The 17,527-nt window shown below is 57.9% G+C and carries 19 protein-coding genes and 1 riboswitch; of the genes, 12 read left to right on the plus strand and 7 right to left on the minus strand.

Going from position 1 to position 17,527, the window contains the following annotated elements:
- The first annotated feature begins 42 nt into the window (after positions 1 to 42).
- Positions 43 to 198, plus strand: coding sequence for a DUF943 family protein (locus tag ACZ3HG_RS15140; RefSeq protein ID WP_191933430.1), 156 nt, complete (start codon positions 43 to 45; stop codon positions 196 to 198).
- Positions 199 to 275: 77 nt separating this feature from the next.
- Here the strand turns inward: ACZ3HG_RS15140 and ampR are convergent, their stop codons facing one another.
- Positions 276 to 1,154, minus strand: coding sequence for a LysR family transcriptional regulator AmpR (gene ampR / locus ACZ3HG_RS15145; RefSeq protein WP_255850992.1), 879 nt, complete (start codon positions 1,152 to 1,154; stop codon positions 276 to 278).
- 135 nt (positions 1,155 to 1,289) lie between these two features.
- Here ampR and ampC point away from each other — a divergent pair, with 135 nt between their 5' ends.
- Positions 1,290 to 2,405: a class C beta-lactamase gene (gene ampC, locus ACZ3HG_RS15150; RefSeq protein WP_191936496.1), complete on the plus strand. Its 1,116-nt coding sequence runs from the start codon at positions 1,290 to 1,292 to the stop codon at positions 2,403 to 2,405.
- A 55-nt stretch (positions 2,406 to 2,460) separates the two neighbouring features.
- On the opposite strand, the gene ACZ3HG_RS15155 is transcribed toward ampC, so the two are convergent.
- The 4 genes from ACZ3HG_RS15155 to bioA all read right to left on the minus strand — a co-directional run bounded on the left by ACZ3HG_RS15155 (position 2,461) and on the right by bioA (position 6,096).
- Complete coding sequence (locus tag ACZ3HG_RS15155) at positions 2,461 to 2,937, minus strand: kinase inhibitor (protein WP_062746450.1); 477 nt, start codon at positions 2,935 to 2,937, stop codon at positions 2,461 to 2,463.
- A gap of 56 nt (positions 2,938 to 2,993) precedes the next feature.
- Positions 2,994 to 3,674, minus strand: coding sequence for a type 1 glutamine amidotransferase domain-containing protein (locus ACZ3HG_RS15160; RefSeq protein ID WP_191933428.1), 681 nt, complete (start codon positions 3,672 to 3,674; stop codon positions 2,994 to 2,996).
- Positions 3,671 to 4,717: an NADP-dependent oxidoreductase gene (locus tag ACZ3HG_RS15165; RefSeq protein ID WP_191933427.1), complete on the minus strand. Its 1,047-nt coding sequence runs from the start codon at positions 4,715 to 4,717 to the stop codon at positions 3,671 to 3,673. The genes ACZ3HG_RS15160 and ACZ3HG_RS15165 overlap by 4 nt, the downstream gene beginning before the upstream one ends.
- A gap of 86 nt (positions 4,718 to 4,803) precedes the next feature.
- Positions 4,804 to 6,096: an adenosylmethionine--8-amino-7-oxononanoate transaminase gene (gene bioA, locus ACZ3HG_RS15170; RefSeq protein ID WP_191936399.1), complete on the minus strand. Its 1,293-nt coding sequence runs from the start codon at positions 6,094 to 6,096 to the stop codon at positions 4,804 to 4,806.
- Positions 6,097 to 6,185: 89 nt separating this feature from the next.
- Between bioA and bioB the strand changes: the two genes are divergently transcribed.
- From bioB to bioD, 4 genes are read left to right on the plus strand one after another with little or no spacing between them, the layout of a single operon-like run.
- Positions 6,186 to 7,217 (plus strand): biotin synthase BioB, encoded by a 1,032-nt coding sequence (bioB, locus tag ACZ3HG_RS15175; RefSeq protein WP_191936400.1) that lies wholly within the window; start codon positions 6,186 to 6,188, stop codon positions 7,215 to 7,217.
- A complete protein-coding gene (gene bioF, locus ACZ3HG_RS15180) occupies positions 7,217 to 8,371 on the plus strand; it encodes an 8-amino-7-oxononanoate synthase (protein ID WP_465333261.1) in 1,155 nt (384 codons plus the stop codon). Before bioB ends, bioF begins: the two co-directional genes overlap by 1 nt.
- Positions 8,352 to 9,110 (plus strand): malonyl-ACP O-methyltransferase BioC, encoded by a 759-nt coding sequence (gene bioC, locus ACZ3HG_RS15185; RefSeq protein WP_465333263.1) that lies wholly within the window; start codon positions 8,352 to 8,354, stop codon positions 9,108 to 9,110. The genes bioF and bioC overlap by 20 nt, the downstream gene beginning before the upstream one ends.
- Positions 9,103 to 9,771, plus strand: coding sequence for a dethiobiotin synthase (bioD, locus tag ACZ3HG_RS15190; protein WP_191936402.1), 669 nt, complete (start codon positions 9,103 to 9,105; stop codon positions 9,769 to 9,771). Before bioC ends, bioD begins: the two co-directional genes overlap by 8 nt.
- Before the next feature lie 76 nt (positions 9,772 to 9,847).
- Here bioD and ACZ3HG_RS15195 read toward each other — a convergent pair whose 3' ends face one another.
- A complete protein-coding gene (locus tag ACZ3HG_RS15195) occupies positions 9,848 to 10,564 on the minus strand; it encodes an ABC transporter ATP-binding protein (protein WP_191936403.1) in 717 nt (238 codons plus the stop codon).
- Between the two features lie 911 nt (positions 10,565 to 11,475).
- Here ACZ3HG_RS15195 and uvrB point away from each other — a divergent pair.
- Entirely contained in the window at positions 11,476 to 13,500 is a 2,025-nt protein-coding gene (gene uvrB, locus ACZ3HG_RS15200; protein WP_191933420.1) for an excinuclease ABC subunit UvrB, read from the plus strand.
- Positions 13,501 to 13,613: 113 nt separating this feature from the next.
- On the opposite strand, the gene ACZ3HG_RS15205 is transcribed toward uvrB, so the two are convergent.
- On the minus strand, positions 13,614 to 14,522 hold the full coding sequence (locus tag ACZ3HG_RS15205) for a gluconeogenesis factor YvcK family protein (protein ID WP_191933419.1): 909 nt from the start codon (positions 14,520 to 14,522) through the stop codon (positions 13,614 to 13,616).
- A 165-nt stretch (positions 14,523 to 14,687) separates the two neighbouring features.
- A riboswitch (molybdenum cofactor riboswitch) is annotated at positions 14,688 to 14,823 on the plus strand.
- On the opposite strand from ACZ3HG_RS15205, the gene moaA reads away from it, so the two are divergent.
- The 5 genes from moaA (at position 14,814) to moaE (ending at position 17,514) form a co-directional block, all read left to right on the plus strand.
- The gene (gene moaA, locus ACZ3HG_RS15210) at positions 14,814 to 15,800 is read left to right on the plus strand and encodes a GTP 3',8-cyclase MoaA (protein ID WP_191933418.1); all 987 of its coding nucleotides are present in this window, start codon (positions 14,814 to 14,816) and stop codon (positions 15,798 to 15,800) included. Its footprint overlaps the riboswitch before it by 10 nt.
- 14 nt (positions 15,801 to 15,814) lie before the next feature.
- Positions 15,815 to 16,330, plus strand: a complete 516-nt coding sequence (gene moaB / locus ACZ3HG_RS15215; RefSeq protein ID WP_465333266.1) for a molybdenum cofactor biosynthesis protein B — start codon at positions 15,815 to 15,817, stop codon at positions 16,328 to 16,330.
- Positions 16,331 to 16,816, plus strand: a complete 486-nt coding sequence (moaC, locus tag ACZ3HG_RS15220; RefSeq protein WP_191933416.1) for a cyclic pyranopterin monophosphate synthase MoaC — start codon at positions 16,331 to 16,333, stop codon at positions 16,814 to 16,816.
- Entirely contained in the window at positions 16,809 to 17,054 is a 246-nt protein-coding gene (gene moaD, locus ACZ3HG_RS15225) for a molybdopterin synthase sulfur carrier subunit (RefSeq protein ID WP_191936404.1), read from the plus strand. Before moaC ends, moaD begins: the two co-directional genes overlap by 8 nt.
- A 1-nt stretch (position 17,055) precedes the next feature.
- A complete protein-coding gene (gene moaE, locus ACZ3HG_RS15230) occupies positions 17,056 to 17,514 on the plus strand; it encodes a molybdopterin synthase catalytic subunit MoaE (RefSeq protein ID WP_191933414.1) in 459 nt (152 codons plus the stop codon).
- Positions 17,515 to 17,527 lie beyond the last annotated feature (13 nt).

Below are 17,527 nucleotides of genomic sequence, written 5' to 3' on the forward strand. Positions count from 1 at the left end.
TTTTTATTGGCCAGAGCGATATCACATGAAGCATTATTAAAGATGATTGATTACCGCTTAGGTAACATCAACTGTATTGATAAAAATGTGATGATGACTGTCAGTCGCGATAAATACAACGTTACAGATTTTACACTTGATGATGGCGTTTACGTTCTTAAGAAGAACGGGATCATTGTTAAAACAAAATCGGATTAAAGACATGTTGTTATAGATAACTAAAAGAAGAGTGCTTAACCTGCGGGTAATCATCTGGCAGGTCCGCTTCCTCCTCATTAACTCTCTTTAAACTGCCGGTTAAGCCAGTCGGAAAACATCGTCATTGCCTCACTTTCTGGCTGGGACTGTAACCGTGTCAGCCAATAGCCTCCAAGGTGGATTTCAGCGTCAAAAGGGCGAACAATCTTCTCTGTTTGTAGCAGGTGATGAAAGATCTTAACCGGCGCCAGCGCAATGCCCGCTCCCAACAAGGCCGCCTCGATCATCGTCAGCGAAGAGTCGAAAATCATCACCGGATGTGAGGGCGAAGGTGGAGGTTCGTTAAGACTGTGCAACCAGTGACTCCACTCGTCACGACGAAATGACCGCAACAGCGTAAATTTATGCACGTCCGCCGGTTGCTGCAACTGACGGGCCATCGTGGGATGACAGAGCGGTGAAAACGGGGCATCACAAATTAACGTCGCCTCGGTGCCGTGCCAGGCACCGCTGCCGAAGCGGATGGTGTAATCATGACCTTCGGCTGCGGGGTCAACGCGATTATTGTGCGTGGACAGTTGCAGCTCAATATGCGGATGACGGTGGTTGAAATCCTCCAGGCGCGGCAACAGCAAACCGGTAGCAAAGGAGCCAACCACCCCCACTTTTAATTTTTCGCGCATTTTACCCGCAGAGAAACGGTCCAGCGTATTGGCAATACGATCAAAAGACTCGTTTAAGACCGGTAATAAATTCTCGCCTTCCGTGGTCAGCATCAGACCGCGAGCAACGCGGAAAAATAACGAGCAGCCCAACTGCTGCTCAAGCGACTTTACCTGCTGGCTCACGGCCGCATGCGTTACATTCAGTTCAACTGCAGCATTAGTAAAACTTAGATGGCGTGCAGCTGCTTCAAACGCTCTTAGCGCATTGAGGGGGATGTAAGGACGGGTCACAGATCTACCTGTAAGATTTTCTTTTATCAGGTGTAAAAATTAACAGTTTGTTGCTGTTTGTCAAACCCGTCAAACTGTCTGCTGTTCAAGAATATGGAAGGTTAGAAAAGAGTGAAATTACATTCTCAGGCTGTGATGGTGGCTGTACTGGCATCGGCATACTCATTGGGTGCTGTGGCGGCTCCTGATGTGGAAACAACGGTCAGCCAGGCCATTAAACCCCTTATCGATCAGCAAAACATTCCGGGTATGGCAGTGGCGGTCCTGGTAAAAGGCAAACCTTACTATTTTACCTGGGGTATGGCAGATAAAGAGCAGCATCTCCCGGTGACCCAGGACACCCTTTTTGAACTGGGTTCGGTAAGTAAAACGTTCACCGGTGTGCTGGGGGGCGTGGCGGTGGCAAAAGGTGAGATCGCGCTGAACGATCGTGCCACTCAATACTGGCCGGCACTTAATCTTCCACAGTGGCGCAACATTACGCTACTGCAACTGGCAACGTATACGGCAGGTGGCTTGCCCCTCCAGGTTCCGGATGCCGTTACGGATGAAGACAGGCTGAAAAACTTCTATCAACAGTGGCAACCTCAGTGGGCACCGGGAGAGACGCGGCAATATGCGAATAGCAGTATCGGGCTTTTTGGCATGCTGGCGGTAAAGCCAACGGGACTCTCCTTTGAACAGGTGATGCAGCAGCGTGTATTGACGCCACTAAAACTCACACACACATTTATTACCGTACCAGAAGCCAGCGAAAATGATTATGCGTGGGGTTATCGCGATGGGAAACCCGTCCGCGTATCGCCTGGCATGCTGGATGCCGAATCCTACGGTGTAAAGTCGTCCATAAAAGATATGTTGCGCTGGATGCAGGCCAATATGAACCCTGAACAGGTCGGGGATAAGACATTGCAGCAGGGGCTGGCACTTGCCCAGACGCGTTATTATCGCACTGATGCGTTATATCAGGGACTTGGCTGGGAGATGCTTGACTGGCCAGAACAGTCAGCGCTGGCCATCAGGGGCGCTGATAGTCCGGTGGCTCTGGGGCCCCAGCAGGTGCGGGATGCGCAATCGCATCCACGGGTGAAGGCATCATGGGTACACAAAACGGGTGCTACGGGGGGCTTTGGAGCCTATGTGGCCTTTATCCCACAAAAACAGATCGGTATTGTCATGCTGGCGAATAAAAACTATCCCAACACCTTGCGGGTAAAAGTCGCCATGCAAATAGTCAAGGCTTTAGAGTAATAGTGAGGCGGGGCATTGCCCGGAAGGGAAACGCCCCCGCCTCTTACCCGGAAAATTACGAATACATCGCCGTAATTGATGCACTACCCAGCGAATGGAAATGGACGTTAAAGCCCACCATCGCACCGCTGGCGTTCTCATCCACTTCCAGCCGGTCAGTGTCTATCGCGTGAACGGTGAAAATATAGCGGTGAGATTCGCCCTTTGGCGGTGCCGCGCCGCCGTAGCCTGCGCTGCCAAAATCGGTGCGGGTCTGCACCGAACCGGCTGGCAGATCCGCTTTGCCGGAACCGGCACCCGCAGCCAGTTCCCGCGTGTCAGCGGGCAGGTTAGCTACCACCCAGTGCCACCAGCCGGAACCGGTTGGCGCGTCAGGATCGTAGCAGGTGACGACAAAACTTTTCGTCCCTGCAGGCACCTCGTCCCAGGCCAGATGTGGCGACAGATTTTCCCCCTGGTAACCCATGGCATTCAGCACCTGGCGTTCCGGTAATTTATCGCCGTCGTTGAAATCCTGGCTGACTAGCTTCATTCCATCTCCTTAACCTTCCGATATGATGTCACCCCGCTGCCGGGGTGAGCACCCTGTTATTGGTGAAGTAACTTCAGCAGCTCTTCGGCTGCGGCAGCGGAAGAGGCCGGGTTTTGTCCGGTGACCAGATGGCCATCGGTCAGCACGTACACGCCCCAGTCATCGGTGCGCTCAAACTGACCGCCCAGCTTCTTCAGCTCGTCTTCCACCAGGAAAGGTACCACATCCGTCAGGCCAACGGCCTGTTCTTCACTGTTGGTAAAGCCGGTGACGCGTTTGCCAGCGACCAGCGGCGTACCGTCCGGCTTTTTCGCGTGACGCAGCACGCCGGGAGCGTGGCAGACGGTGCCGACGGGCTTACCGTTGGCGAACAGCGTTTCGATCAGCTGAATGCTGGTCGGGTCTTCGGCCAGATCCCACAGCGGGCCGTGACCACCGGGATAGAATACGGCGTCAAATTCGCCGGGGTCGACAGCATCCAGCCGCTGGGTGTTGGCCAGTGCCTGCTGCGCAGCAATGTCATTGCGAAAACGCTCGGTATCGCTGGTCTGCGCATCGGGCGCATCGCTGACCGGGTCAAGCGGCGGCTGCCCTCCGGCAGGGGAAGCCAGCACCACTGAAATCCCCGCATCGCGGAAGACATAATAGGGGGCAGCAAACTCTTCCAGCCAGAATCCGGTTTTATTGCCGGTATCGCCCAGTTTGTCGTGTGATGTCAGTACCATTAACAGTTTCATTGCGGTTTATCTCCTGCCACGCGAACCACGAGCTTGCCAAAGTTTTTGCCCTGCAGCATGCCGATGAAGGCCTCCGGCGCATTATCCAGACCATCGATAATATCTTCGCGGAAGACCAGACGATCTTCAGCGACCCACTTGCTCATCTGACGGAAGAACTCATCAAAGCGGTGGCCGTAATCCTGATTAATAATAAAGCCTTCCACGCGCAGGCGTTTGCGCAGGATGGCACTCTGCAGCTGCGGCAGACGATCCGGACCGTCGCTTGCGCCGGTGCTGTTATAGTCGGCGATCAGCCCACAGACCGGAATACGTCCCTTGGTGTTCATCAGCGGCAGGACGGCATTAAACACTTTGCCTCCCACGCTTTCGAAGTAGACGTCGATGCCATCGGCACAGTGGCGGCCAAGCTGTTCAGCCAGGTTGTCATCGCGGTGGTCGAGGCAGCGGTCAAAGCCCAGCACTTCTTCGGCATAACGGCATTTCTCGGCACCACCGGCGATCCCGACAACATGACAGCCTTTCAGTTTGGCAATCTGACCGACAAGCGAGCCCACGGCTCCGGTGGCGGCCGCCACCACGACGGTTTCCCCGGCCTGCGGGTTACCGATGTCCAGCAGTCCCATATAGGCCGTGAAGCCCGGCATGCCGAGCATACCCAGCGCCCATGAAGGATGCTTCAGCACCGGGCCGCTGAGTTTCACCAGGTCTTCACCGGTGGACAGGGCAAAATCCTGCCAGCCGCTGTAGCCCAGCACCCAGTCGCCTGCGGCGAAGTCAGGGTGTTCTGAACGTTCTACTATCGACACCGTGCCGCCACACATCACCTCATTGACGGCAACGGGCGGGACGTAAGAAGGGGCATCGCTCATCCGTCCGCGCATGTACGGGTCCAGCGACAGCCAGATGGTGCGCAGGAGTACCTCGCCCTGAGCAGGGGTGGGAACGTGTTGAGATTCCAGGTGGAAATTGGCTGGGGTCGGCGCACCGTGCGGGCGCGATGCCAGCAACAGCCGACGATTGGTATGTTTATCTTGTGGCATGTTATCTCCTGATATGCGGCAGTCAGCCGCAAAAAAACCTGGTAAAAGTCTAGCCCATCACAGAGATGGCTGCCTGGAGGGTGCCTTTATTTCAGATAATTAAACAGGGCAGGATGTGCTACGGCGGCGGCGACCGCGTCCGTTAACCGGGCCAGCGCCCCGGGTGAGATCACATAGGGAGGCATCAGATATATCAGCCGGCCAAAGGGGCGGATCCACACGCCCTGTTGCACAAAAAACTGCTGCATCGCCGCCATATTCACCGGCCGGTGGGTCTCCACCACGCCAATCGCACCCAGCACGCGCACATCAGCCACCTCCGGGCTGGCACGCAACGGCAGAAGCGCGGTACTGAGCTGTCGCTCAATGGCACTAACCTGCGTTAGCCAGTGATTTTCCTGCAGCATGGCCAGGCTTTCCGACGCCACGGCGCAGGCCAGCGGGTTCCCCATAAACGTCGGTCCGTGCATAAAGCAGCCCGCTTCGCCATTGCTGATGGTCTCGGCCACCTGCCGGGTGGTCAGGGTGGCCGACAGGGTCATTGTGCCCCCGGTCAGCGCCTTGCCCACGCAGAGGATGTCCGGGCTGATACCCGCATGTTCACAGGCAAACAGTTTACCGGTGCGGCCAAAACCGGTGGCAATTTCATCGGCGATCAGCAGCAGCTGGTAACGATCGCACAGCTCACGCACCCGACGGAGATAGCGCGGGTGATAAAAGCGCATGCCGCCTGCTCCCTGCACGATGGGTTCAAGGATCACCGCCGCCAGCTGGTGATGATGGGCCACTATGGCCTGTTCGAGGGCGTCGGCGTCCTGCTCCTGCCACGGCTGGTCAATACGCGGCGGAGCGGGAACGAACAGGTGCTCCGGCAGGTAGCCCTGATACAGGCTGTGCATGCTGTTCTGCGGGTCGCATACCGACATGGCGGCAAAGGTATCCCCGTGATAGCCGTTACGCAGGGTGAGAAAGCGCTGACGCTTTTCCCCTTTTGCCTGCCAGTACTGCAGCGCCATTTTCATCGCCACTTCGACCGCTACCGATCCCGAATCCGCAAGGAACACGCACGACAGCGGGGCAGGTGTCATCGCCACCAGACGGCGGCACAGCGACACGGCAGCCGGATGGGTGATCCCGCCAAACATCACGTGAGACATCTGCGCCATCTGGGTTTGCAGCGCCTGGTTCAGGCGCGGATGGTTATAGCCATGGATCGCAGCCCACCAGGAGGACATGCCGTCGACCAGCTCCCGCCCGTCTTCCAGTTGAAGCGACGTGCCGGCGGCGGCCACCACCGGATAGCAGGGCAGCGGGTGGCTCATGGAGGTGTACGGGTGCCAGATATGGTCACGGTCAAAGGCGAGATCGTCTGGGGTCATAAAATCACTTGTAAACCAAAAATAAAAAATTTAGTTTACAAGTATAACCAGGCCGTGAAGACAAATGACAGACTTTTTTGGAGCAAGCAATGGCAACACGTTGGACCCTCTCTCAGGCACAGGCGCTGTTTGATAAGCCTTTTCTCGAACTGATGTTTGAAGCCCAGCAGACGCATCGTCAGCATTTTGACCCGCGCCAGGTGCAGGTCAGCACGCTGCTGTCGATTAAAACCGGGGCCTGCCCGGAGGACTGCAAATACTGTCCGCAAAGCGCGCGTTACAAAACCGGGCTGGAGTCGGAACGCCTGATGGAGGTGGAAGAGGTGCTCAGTTCAGCGCGTAAAGCGAAGGCGGCCGGATCCGGGCGCTTCTGCATGGGGGCCGCGTGGAAAAATCCCCATGAGCGCGACATGCCTTACCTGGAACAGATGGTGCAGGGGGTCAAAGCGATGGGCATGGAAACCTGCATGACCCTGGGCACCCTCAGCCAGCAACAGGCGCAGCGCCTGGCGCAGGCCGGACTGGATTTCTACAACCACAACCTTGATACCTCGCCGGAGTTTTACGGCAGTATTATCACCACCCGCAGCTATCAGGAGCGGCTGGACACCCTCGGGCAGGTGCGTGACGCCGGTATCAAAGTCTGCTCCGGCGGCATTGTCGGGCTGGGCGAAACGGTCAGCGACCGTGCCGGGCTGCTGGTACAGCTGGCCAACCTGCCGACCCCGCCGGAAAGCGTGCCGATTAACATGCTGGTCAAAGTGAAAGGCACTCCGCTGGCGGATAATGACGATGTCGATCCGTTCGACTTTATCCGCACCATCGCGGTGGCGCGCATCATGATGCCGCGCTCCCACGTACGGCTCTCTGCCGGGCGCGAACAGATGAGCGAACAGACCCAGGCGATGTGTTTTATGGCCGGGGCTAACTCGATATTCTACGGCTGCAAGCTGCTGACCACACCTAACCCGGAGGAGGACAAAGACCGGATACTGTTCCGCAAGCTGGGCCTCAACCCCCAGGACAGCGTGACCGACAGCGGTGATAACGAGCAGCAGCAGGCGCTGGCAGCGCAGCTGATGCAGGCCGATACCGATCTGTTTTATAACGCGGCAGTGTAATGGCCTGGTCACAACGCCTGACACAGGCCCTGAGCGCCAGACGCCAGCGCGGTCAGTATCGTCAGCGCCACGCCAGCCAGCAGGGCGATGCGCGCCGCCTGCGGGTAGCCGGGACGGACTACCTCAATTTCTCCGCGAACGACTATCTCGGGCTGAGCCACGATCCCGGCATCGTCCGCGCCTGGCAGCAGGGGGCTGAACGCTATGGCGTCGGCGCAGGGGGATCGACGCATGTCACTGGCTACCGGGCACCGCAGGCTGACCTGGAGGAGGCGCTGGCCGACTGGCTGGGCTACGACCGCAGCCTGCTGTTTATGTCAGGGTTTTCGGCTAATCAGGCGGTGATCGCGGCAATGCTGGCGAAAAACGATCGGATATTCGCCGATAAGCTCTGTCATGCCTCGCTGCTGGAGGCGGCCAGCCTCAGTCCGGCCACGCTGCGCCGCTTTGCCCACAATCAGCCCGGTGCGCTGGCGACGCTGCTGGCCGGCGACACCCCGGGCGAAACGCTGGTGGTGACGGAGGGCATCTTCAGCATGGACGGTGACCGCGCACCGCTGGCGGCGCTGCATGCGCTGTCACAACGCAGCGGAAGCTGGCTGCTGGTGGATGATGCCCACGGTGTCGGCGTCTGCGGTGAGCAGGGGCGCGGTAGCGGCTGGCAGCAGGGCGTGAAAGCGGAGCTGCTGATCGTCACTTTTGGCAAAGCCTTCGGCGTAAGCGGGGCGGCACTGCTGTGTGATGATGATACGGCGGAGTATCTGCTGCAGTTTGCCCGCCATCTGATTTACAGCACCGCCATGCCCCCGGCGCAGGTCTGCGCTATCCATGCTGCGCTGCATGCGGTCCGGCAGGGGGACGATCTCCGCAAGACACTGACGGAGCATATCCGCTACTTTCGTCAGCATGCGGAAGGGTTGTCCTGGCCCCTGTCAGCGTCTGACAGTGCAATTCAGCCCCTGATTGTTGGAGAGGAGCAGGCCGCGCTGGGGCTGTCGCAGCACCTGCGCGAGCGTGGCTGCTGGGTGAGTGCCATCCGCCCGCCTACCGTTCCGCCCGGTACCTCACGGCTGCGCATTACCCTCAGCGCGGCCCATCGCCGGGACGACATCGATCAGCTTCTGGAGGCGCTGTATGCAGCAGACCGTGGATAAACAGGCTGTGGCCGCGGCCTTTGGCCGTGCGGCGCAAAGCTATAACCGGTACGCTGACCTCCAGCGGCAGTGCGGAGAGCATCTGCTGGCCCTGGCCCGCACCGGTGAGGGGCTGCGGGTGCTCGATGCAGGCTGCGGCACCGGCTGGTTCAGCCAGCGCTGGCGCAGCGCCGGGCACCACGTTACCGCACTTGACCTGTCAGAGAAAATGCTGCAGCAGGCGGCACTCAGCCAGGTCGCTGACTGCTATCAGCCCGGGGATATTGAGGCACTGCCGTTTGCTGCGGGCAGCTTTGACCGCTGCTGGAGCAGTCTGGCCATCCAGTGGTGCAGCGACTTGCCCCAGGCGCTGAAAGAGCTGTGGCGCGTAACCCGCCCCGGCGGGCAGGTGCTGTTTTCCACGCTGCTCGACGGCTCTCTGAACGAGGTTCAGCACGCCTGGCAGGCGCTGGGCGAACGCGCGCCGGTCAACCAGTTTGCCCGGCTGCGGCAGCTGGAACAGGCGGCGGCGGGGATGAACCTGACCCTGACCCCTTACACGCTGACGCTGGCGTTTCCGGATGTCCTCAGTCTGCTGCGGTCATTAAAAGGCATCGGCGCGACCCATCTGCACCAGGGACGTGGCGGGCAGGGGCTGAGCAGGGGTCAACTGCAGCGGCTGGAAGCCGTCTGGCCGCGCGATGTGCGCGGCTGTCTGCTGAGTTATCAACTGGTTTCAGGAGTCATGGAACGTGAGTAAACGCTGGTTTGTCACCGGAACGGATACGGAAGTGGGAAAAACCGTCGCCAGCTGTGCGCTGCTACAGGCAGCGCAGGCGGCGGGCTATCGCTGTGCCGGGTATAAGCCGGTTGCCTCCGGCAGTGAAATGACCCCGGACGGGATCCGTAATGAGGATGCCCTGGCCTTACAGCACTACAGTGCGGTCAGGCTGCCTTATGCGATGGTCAATCCGCTGGCCTTTATTGAGCCGACCTCGCCTCATATCATCAGTGCGGAAGAGCACCGGCCGATCACCAGTATGCAGCTGTCAGCGGGCCTTGAGGTGGTTTCACAGCAGGCTGACTGGGTACTGACGGAAGGGGCGGGCGGCTGGTTTACGCCGCTCTCTGCTACCCTGACCTTTGCCGACTGGGTCCAGCAGGAGCAGCTGCCGGTCATTCTGGTGGTGGGCATCAAGCTGGGGTGTATCAACCATGCGCTGCTCACCGTTCTGGCGGTAAAAGCGGCGGGACTGCCGCTGGCCGGCTGGATCGCCAATGGCATCCAGCCGCCGGGGAAACGGCATCAGGAATATCTGGATACGCTGGCCCGGCGTATCGACGCCCCGCTGTTGGGGGAAATCCCACATCTGCAAGGACGGGATTTTACCGACGTGGGGCGCTTTATCACCTTACCCTGATACGTCCGGTATGAGCTGGTCGGGGCGATCATTTCTGCGGTCGCCCTTCCTCTTTTTCCCGTTCTGTGTGCTGTCATCACACCGTCAGCCAGGTGTTTACCGTGATGTCGTCCAGCTGGGCCACCGTGCCGTGAGCGACATTGCGCCCGCGATGCAGCAGCAGGAAATAGTCTGCCACCCGACGGATAAACGACAGGCGCTGTTCCAGCAGCAGGATGGTCATGCCGAAGTCGTGGTTCAGACGGTGGATAAGGTTACCCATCTCCTCCTCCAGCCACGGCGACATCCCCTCCGTCGGCTCATCCAGAATCAGCAGTTTTGGCTGCAGCACCAGCGCACGCGCCAGCGCCAGCTGCTGCTGCAGGTCAATCAGCAGCTCACCGCTACGCTGGTGGCGCAGGGAATAGAGCGCCGGAAACAGGTCGTAAACCATCGGTGGTATCGCCCGATGACGCGCCATGCCGGCACCCGCCAGCAGGGCGATTTGCAGGTTCTCTTCCACGGTCATCTGCGAGAAAATAAGGCGGCCCTGCGGCACATAACCTATCCCCAGCGAAGCACGCTGCTCGACGGGCTGCAACAGCAGATCCTGAGGCGGCCCGTTATCTTCCTGCCAGATCATCGACCCGCTGTTGATGGGCAGGTGCCCCATAATACAGTTAACCAGGGTGGTTTTCCCCATGCCCTGACGGCCGATAATTCCGGTACAGGTACCGGGCTGCAGATCCAGATCGACATCCCACAAAATATGGTTTTGCCCATAGAATTGATTAACAGAACGTAAACTGAGCATCTGATACTCTCCATCCAGACAGTTATCGATCGCATCTGTATTGCTTACGCTCTGTGACGTCTGGCAAACAGTCCGGCGTCACTTTGACGCCCGCGGCTTTATGCGCCTCGCTCTGGTGTCCTGACAGGTGAGGCGGTAACACTAATCTTGCAAATAGCAGGCCAGTTCGGATAAAGGCCAGAAACAGAGACTGCGATCGTCTTCGCGCGGCGAAAAGGTCAGCGGCGCTAAACATTTAATGCTGGCGGAGGGCGTTCTGCACCGGGGCAGTGCTGGTGCCTGGGCGGTGATGGTGCAATGGCTCGTCACCCGATCGGGGCCAGGGTCCTACGCGAAGAGGGGATGGGGCCGATCGCCGGTAAGGCGGTGTATAACTCTGACTATATGCCTGGAAAATGGCCGTGATGGGGGCAAAAAAAAAGAAAAAAAAATATTTGGCTGGCGGAAGAGAGCATGGGGACGATTTATACATATCAGTCGGGTCAGGCGCTGAAAACAGTTATCCACTATTCCTGTGGATAACCTTGTGCATTAGCGTCTGAAAACCTGCGCAAGGCGAGAGCGGACGCGGCTTAGGCTCCGGTTGCTGCGAAACTCGTCTTATGATTAATATCAATTAAAATCAATTGGTTATTTAAAATCAATATGGCTGGGTTTCCCTCCCTCATCCCGCCTGGCTTTTGCCTTGACACTATTGACAAATGTTAAAAAACGAAACTATCTGGGGATAAGCCGTACAGGCACTTTCCGCATACGTTTGCGCAACGAACGGCAAAAGGGCGGGTATGCTGTTCCCTGAAGCAGTATGAAAAACAACTGTGAATTTATCCAGTCTTTTTTTCTGGCAAAATCGTCACGGCAGAGTAGAATTAGAGTCCGGTTCGCGCACATCTTCATCAGGTAGCCTGTTAATGAGCAAAGTCTTTAAACTCAACTCCGATTTCAAACCTTCTGGCGACCAGCCGGAGGCCATCCGCCGCCTTGAAGAGGGGCTGGAAGACGGGCTGGCGCATCAGACGCTGCTGGGCGTAACCGGATCGGGTAAAACGTTCACCGTGGCCAACGTCATTGCCGACCTTAACCGGCCGACGATGGTACTGGCACCGAACAAGACGCTGGCGGCCCAGCTGTACGGCGAAATGAAGGAATTCTTTCCGGATAACGCCGTAGAGTACTTTGTCTCTTATTACGATTATTACCAGCCTGAAGCCTACGTCCCCAGTTCTGACACCTTTATCGAAAAAGACGCCTCGGTAAACGAACATATTGAGCAGATGCGCTTGTCAGCGACCAAAGCCCTGCTGGAACGACGCGATGTCATTGTGGTGGCCTCGGTCTCGGCGATCTACGGTCTGGGCGATCCTGACCTTTATCTGAAGATGATGCTGCATCTGACGCGTGGCATGGTGATTGACCAGCGTGCAATCCTGCGCCGCCTGGCGGAGCTGCAATATACCCGCAATGATCAGGCCTTCCAGCGCGGCACCTTCCGCGTGCGCGGTGAGGTCATTGATATTTTCCCGGCAGAGTCTGATGACTATGCGCTGCGCGTGGAGTTGTTTGATGAGGAAGTTGAGCGTCTGTCTGTCTTCGACCCGCTGACCGGCCAGATTAACTCCGTGATCCCGCGTTATACCATCTATCCGAAAACGCACTATGTGACGCCACGTGAGCGTATCCTGCAGGCGATGGAGGAGATCAAAGTCGAGCTGGCAGAGCGCAAGCAGGTGCTGCTGGCTAACAATAAGCTGCTGGAAGAGCAGCGCCTCAGCCAGCGTACCCAGTTTGATCTGGAAATGATGAACGAGCTGGGTTACTGCTCCGGTATCGAAAACTACTCCCGCTATCTGTCAGGCCGCGGGCCGGGCGAAGCCCCGCCGACCCTGTTCGACTACCTGCCCGCCGACGGCCTGCTGGTGATTGACGAATCCCACGTCACTATTCCGCAAATCGGCGGGATGTATCGCGGGGACCGGGCGCGTAAAGAGACGCTGGTCGAGTATGGCTTCCGCCTGCCGTCGGCGCTGGATAACCGTCCGATGAAATTTGAAGAGTTCGAGGGGCTGGCCCCGCAGACGATTTATGTCTCGGCTACACCCGGTAACTATGAGCTGGAGAAGTCGGGCGGGGACGTGGTGGATCAGGTGGTAAGACCTACCGGACTGCTGGATCCGACAATCGAAGTCCGGCCCGTTGGAACCCAGGTTGACGATCTGCTGTCGGAAATCCGCAAACGCGTGGCGATTAACGAGCGCGTGCTGGTGACAGTGCTGACCAAACGCATGGCCGAAGACCTGACGGAGTACCTGGAAGAGCACGGTGAGCGTGTGCGCTACCTGCACTCGGATATCGACACCGTTGAGCGCGTGGAAATTATCCGCGACCTGCGTCTGGGTGAATTTGACGTGCTGGTGGGGATTAACCTGCTGCGTGAAGGGCTGGATATGCCTGAGGTATCGCTGGTGGCGATCCTTGATGCGGATAAAGAAGGCTTCCTGCGTTCAGAGCGCTCACTGATCCAGACCATCGGGCGTGCAGCACGTAACCTTAACGGGAAAGCGATTCTCTACGGTGACAAAATCACCCCGTCTATGGCGCGCGCCATCAGTGAGACGGAACGCCGCCGTGAGAAGCAGGAGCAATACAACCTGGAGCACGGTATTGTCCCGCAGGGCCTGAACAAGAAGATTGCTGATATTCTGGAGTTAGGGCAGGGGCTGGCGAAAAACAAAGCGAAAGTGCGCAGCATGAAGGGGCGCAGCATTGTTGAGGACGATCCGGCCTATGTTGATCTCTCACCACAGGGGCTGCAAAAACGCATCCATCAGCTCGAGGCGCAGATGCAGAAGCATGCGCAAAACCTGGAGTTTGAAGAGGCCGCTCAGGTTCGCGATCAGCTGCATCAGGTACGCGAGCTGTTTATTGCCGCGTCATAATGCAAAGGGCCGATCGGACAAACGATCGGCCCCGCCTGTTTGCCCCCGTTCCTTTTGTCGGGGGTAACTCTTTTATCGCTCACCCAGGCCGCAGCATAACGGCTGGCAGCCGGTCACACCATGGCCTGCACGGCGTGCTCCAGCGCCAGACGCAGTAGCTGGCGGTCGTGGCGGTAAGGAATATCTCCGGCCTCCAGCGGCTCCTGAATAATCAGCCGTCCGTCAATCTGGCTGCTGTCCACTTTCGGCCCCAGCACCAGCGCATCAATCACCCGTTTACCTATCGCTCTCTCCATCATGGCCAGCTTATCGGGGACCGTCAGTCTGGCTGCCGCCGGGCTGAGTTCTTTGCCCAGATTACCAATAAACACCATGGTGGCCGGCGTCCGGCGCATGGCCTGGGCAATCTCGGGCAGCAGCAGAACCGGCATCAGGCTGGTATAAAAACTGCCTGGCCCAATCAGGATCAGGTCTGCTTCACCAATCGCCTCGACCGCTTCGCGCGTGGCGCTGACCTTGGGGGACAGCATCAGCTCCTGCGGTGGCTGCGTCAGCTGGTCAATTTCAGTTTCGCCGTACACCAGATGGCCTTCGTTATCCAGCGCCACCAGGTCGACCGGCTGCTCGGACATTGGGATCAGAAACGCATCTACCTTCAGCAGATTACGGATCAGATTGATCGCCTCAAAAGGACGGACGCTGAGGTGATCGAGCGCTTTCAGCATCAGATTGCCCAGATTGTGCCCGGCCAGTTCGCCATTGCCGGCAAAGCGGTACTCAAACATGGCTGACGCCACGCTGGGTTCCGCAATCAGCTGGTTCAGACAGTTGCGCATATCGCCCCAGGCGATACCCCCTTCTGAACGGCGGATACGCCCGGTGGAGCCACCATTATCAGTGGTAGTGACAATCCCGGTCAGACGGGAACCCAGAGGCGAGAGGGCAGACATCACACGGCCCAGGCCGTGCCCACCCCCTAATGCCACCACGCGGTCGAGGTCAGCTAAGGTGCGATTTCGCATAATATCCATTTGTTATGTTCGGCCACTGTTTATGCCGTTTATTTTACGCTATTCCTGCGGGAAAAGGCCGGGAAAATACGTTATATATCATAATATATAGCGAAAAACCTTACTGGTAACGACGGAATAATAGCGCTAACATTTGCCCATCACGATTTGCCGATGTCCGGTAAGTCACACTTAAGCCCTGACACCTGGGTCCTTTGGGATATGGTGTCCTGGCCGCAACCTCCGGGTTGCCAGGGTGCAGAAAGAAATGACTGCATCTCCCTATCTGGAAAGGTGTCACAGGTGCCACAATTTACTGATAACTTCGCGCGCAGGTTCTATTACCTGCGTCTGTCGATTACTGACGTGTGCAATTTCCGCTGCACATACTGCCTGCCCGACGGCTACAAACCCCAGGGTGCGCAGAATAAAACCTTCCTTTCGCTGGATGAGATCCGTCGCGTCACCCGTGCTTTTGCAGCGGCGGGGACGGAAAAAGTGCGTCTCACCGGCGGCGAACCCTCAATGCGTCGTGACTTCACCGATATCATCGCGGCCGTGCGTGATAACCCCTCGATTCGTCAGATTGCCCTCACCACCAATGGTTACCGCCTGCAGCGGGATATCGGCAAGTGGCGGGCCGCTGGCCTGACGGCGCTGAACGTCAGTGTGGACAGCCTTGACGCGCGGCAGTTTCATGCCATCACCGGGCAGAATAAATTTGACGAAGTGATGCGTGGTATCGATGCGGCTTTTGATGCCGGTTTCAGTCAGGTGAAAGTCAATACCGTGCTGATGCGGGATGTTAATCACCACAGCCTTGATACCTTTCTTGCCTGGGTGCGCGACCGTCCTGTTCAGCTGCGCTTTATTGAGCTGATGGAAACGGGCGATGGCGGGGCGCTGTTTCGCCAGCACCATGTCTCCGGCCAGGTGATCCGCGACCAGCTTCTGCGTCAGGGCTGGGTGCAGCAGCAGCGTGCGCGTAGCGACGGCCCGGCGCAGGTCTTTCGTCATACCGATTATCAGGGTGAAATTGGCCTGATCATGCCCTATGAAAAAGACTTTTGCGCCAGCTGTAACCGCCTCCGTGTCTCCGCCACCGGTCATCTTCATCTCTGTCTGTTTGGCGACGGCGGCGTGCCGCTGCGCGATCTGTTGGCCGACGACAGCCAGCAGGCGGAGCTGCAGGCGCGGATTGCCGGCAGCCTGACGAGCAAAAAAGAGACGCACTTTCTGCATCAGGGGAATACCGGTATTACCCAAAACCTTTCATTTATCGGCGGTTAAGCTAAGGAGTTTTTATGGGCAAAAGTACAACGGATTTTCTCCCTCTTAACGTGGCGGTGTTAACCGTCTCCGATCGCCATACCGCTGAAACTGACAGCTCCGGTGACTACCTGCGCGAAGCGCTGACGGAAGCGGGGCACCACGCGGTGGATCGGGCCATTGTCGCCGATAACCGCTACCGCATCCGTGCTGTGGTATCCCGCTGGATAGCCAGCAGTGACGTGCAGGTGGTGCTGATTAATGGGGGCACCGGCTTTAACGAAAAAAACTGCACCCCGGAAGCGCTGCTGCCGCTGTTTGACCGCGAAATCGAAGGGTTTGGCGAACTGTTCCGCATGATCTCCTATGAAGATATCGGCACGTCTACCCTGCAGTCCCGCGCGGTGGCGGGCCTGGCCAATGAAACGCTGATTTTTGCCATGCCGGGATCCACCGGGGGCTGCCAGCTGGCCTGGGAGCGCATCATCCAGGATCAGCTGGATGCCCGTACCCGCCCCTGTCATTTTGTCTCGCACGTGAAGAAATTTTAAATGTCTAAATTAACGCATATTAATGCTGCCGGAGAGGCGCATATGGTGGATGTTTCTGCCAAACAGGACACCGTGCGTGAAGCACGGGCAGAGGCTTTTGTGGTGATGCACCCTGACACGCTGCAGATGATTATCGACGGCAGTCATCACAAAGGGGATGTATTTGCCACCGCACGGATCGCCGGTATCCAGGCCGCTAAACGTACCTGGGAGCTGATCCCGCTGTGCCATCCGCTGATGCTGAGTAAGGTGGAAGTGTCACTGAGTGCCGAGCCCGAACACCAGCGTGTGCGGATCGTGTCGCTCTGCCGTCTGACCGGGAAAACCGGCGTGGAGATGGAAGCGCTGACGGCTGCCTCGGTGGCTGCGCTGACCATCTACGATATGTGCAAAGCCGTGCAGAAAGATATCACCATCGAACAGTGCCGCCTGCTGAGTAAAAGCGGCGGGAAATCCGGCGATTTTCAGGCGGTACCTCATGATTAATGTGCTGTTTTTTGCGCAGGTGCGTGAGCTGGTTGGCACCGATCATCTGGCAATACCTGCGAACTATCCTGATGTTGAAGCGCTGCGCAACCATCTGGCGCAGCAGGGCGATCGCTGGGCGCTGGCGCTGGCGTCCGGCAAGCTGCTCGCCGCGGTTAATCAGACGCTGGTATCCCTGCAACATCCGCTGCACGCCGGGGATGAAGTGGCCTTCTTCCCGCCGGTCACGGGAGGCTGATATGGACGAGCAGACCCGTATTCGCGTGGGCTGTGCGCCCTTCAGCATGAGCGACGAGTATCAATGGCTGTCCGCGTCTGATCTTGACGGTGCGGTGGTGACCTTTACCGGTAAAGTGCGCAATCACAATCTGGGCGATAACGTCCGCGCGCTGAGGCTGGAACACTATCCCGGCATGACCGAAAAAGCGCTGGCGGAAATTGTTGAAGAAGCGCGGCAGCGCTGGCCAGTGCAGCGCGTGACGGTGGTTCACCGTATTGGTGAGCTGTTCCCCGGCGACGAAATCGTCCTGGTCGGCATCAGCGGTGCACACCGCGGTGCCGCATTCAGCGCGGCGGAGTTTATTATGGATCAGCTAAAAACGCGTGCGCCGTTCTGGAAACAGGAAGCGACACCCGAAGGCGACCGCTGGGTTGACTCGCGCGACAGCGATCGTCAGGCTGCGGATCGCTGGAAATAAAGCCCCTTTCATT

Source organism: Erwinia sp. PME.40.26/001, from assembly GCF_055556675.1.

Bases quoted from the DNA above. Each gene is read 5' to 3' on its own strand.
- ACZ3HG_RS15140 (WP_191933430.1), top strand. From the start codon at position 43: ATGATTGATTACCGCTTAGGTAACATCAACTGTATTGATAAAAATGTG.
- ampC (WP_191936496.1), top strand. From the start codon at position 1,290: ATGGTGGCTGTACTGGCATCGGCATACTCATTGGGTGCTGTGGCGGCT.
- ACZ3HG_RS15155 (WP_062746450.1), bottom strand. From the start codon at position 2,937: ATGAAGCTAGTCAGCCAGGATTTCAACGACGGCGATAAATTACCGGAA.
- ACZ3HG_RS15160 (WP_191933428.1), bottom strand. From the start codon at position 3,674: ATGAAACTGTTAATGGTACTGACATCACACGACAAACTGGGCGATACC.
- ACZ3HG_RS15165 (WP_191933427.1), bottom strand. From the start codon at position 4,717: ATGCCACAAGATAAACATACCAATCGTCGGCTGTTGCTGGCATCGCGC.
- bioA (WP_191936399.1), bottom strand. From the start codon at position 6,096: ATGACCCCAGACGATCTCGCCTTTGACCGTGACCATATCTGGCACCCG.
- bioB (WP_191936400.1), top strand. From the start codon at position 6,186: ATGGCAACACGTTGGACCCTCTCTCAGGCACAGGCGCTGTTTGATAAG.
- bioF (WP_465333261.1), top strand. From the start codon at position 7,217: ATGGCCTGGTCACAACGCCTGACACAGGCCCTGAGCGCCAGACGCCAG.
- bioC (WP_465333263.1), top strand. From the start codon at position 8,352: ATGCAGCAGACCGTGGATAAACAGGCTGTGGCCGCGGCCTTTGGCCGT.
- ACZ3HG_RS15195 (WP_191936403.1), bottom strand. From the start codon at position 10,564: ATGCTCAGTTTACGTTCTGTTAATCAATTCTATGGGCAAAACCATATT.
- uvrB (WP_191933420.1), top strand. From the start codon at position 11,476: ATGAGCAAAGTCTTTAAACTCAACTCCGATTTCAAACCTTCTGGCGAC.
- ACZ3HG_RS15205 (WP_191933419.1), bottom strand. From the start codon at position 14,522: ATGCGAAATCGCACCTTAGCTGACCTCGACCGCGTGGTGGCATTAGGG.
- moaB (WP_465333266.1), top strand. From the start codon at position 15,815: ATGGGCAAAAGTACAACGGATTTTCTCCCTCTTAACGTGGCGGTGTTA.
- moaC (WP_191933416.1), top strand. From the start codon at position 16,331: ATGTCTAAATTAACGCATATTAATGCTGCCGGAGAGGCGCATATGGTG.
- moaD (WP_191936404.1), top strand. From the start codon at position 16,809: ATGATTAATGTGCTGTTTTTTGCGCAGGTGCGTGAGCTGGTTGGCACC.
- moaE (WP_191933414.1), top strand. From the start codon at position 17,056: ATGGACGAGCAGACCCGTATTCGCGTGGGCTGTGCGCCCTTCAGCATG.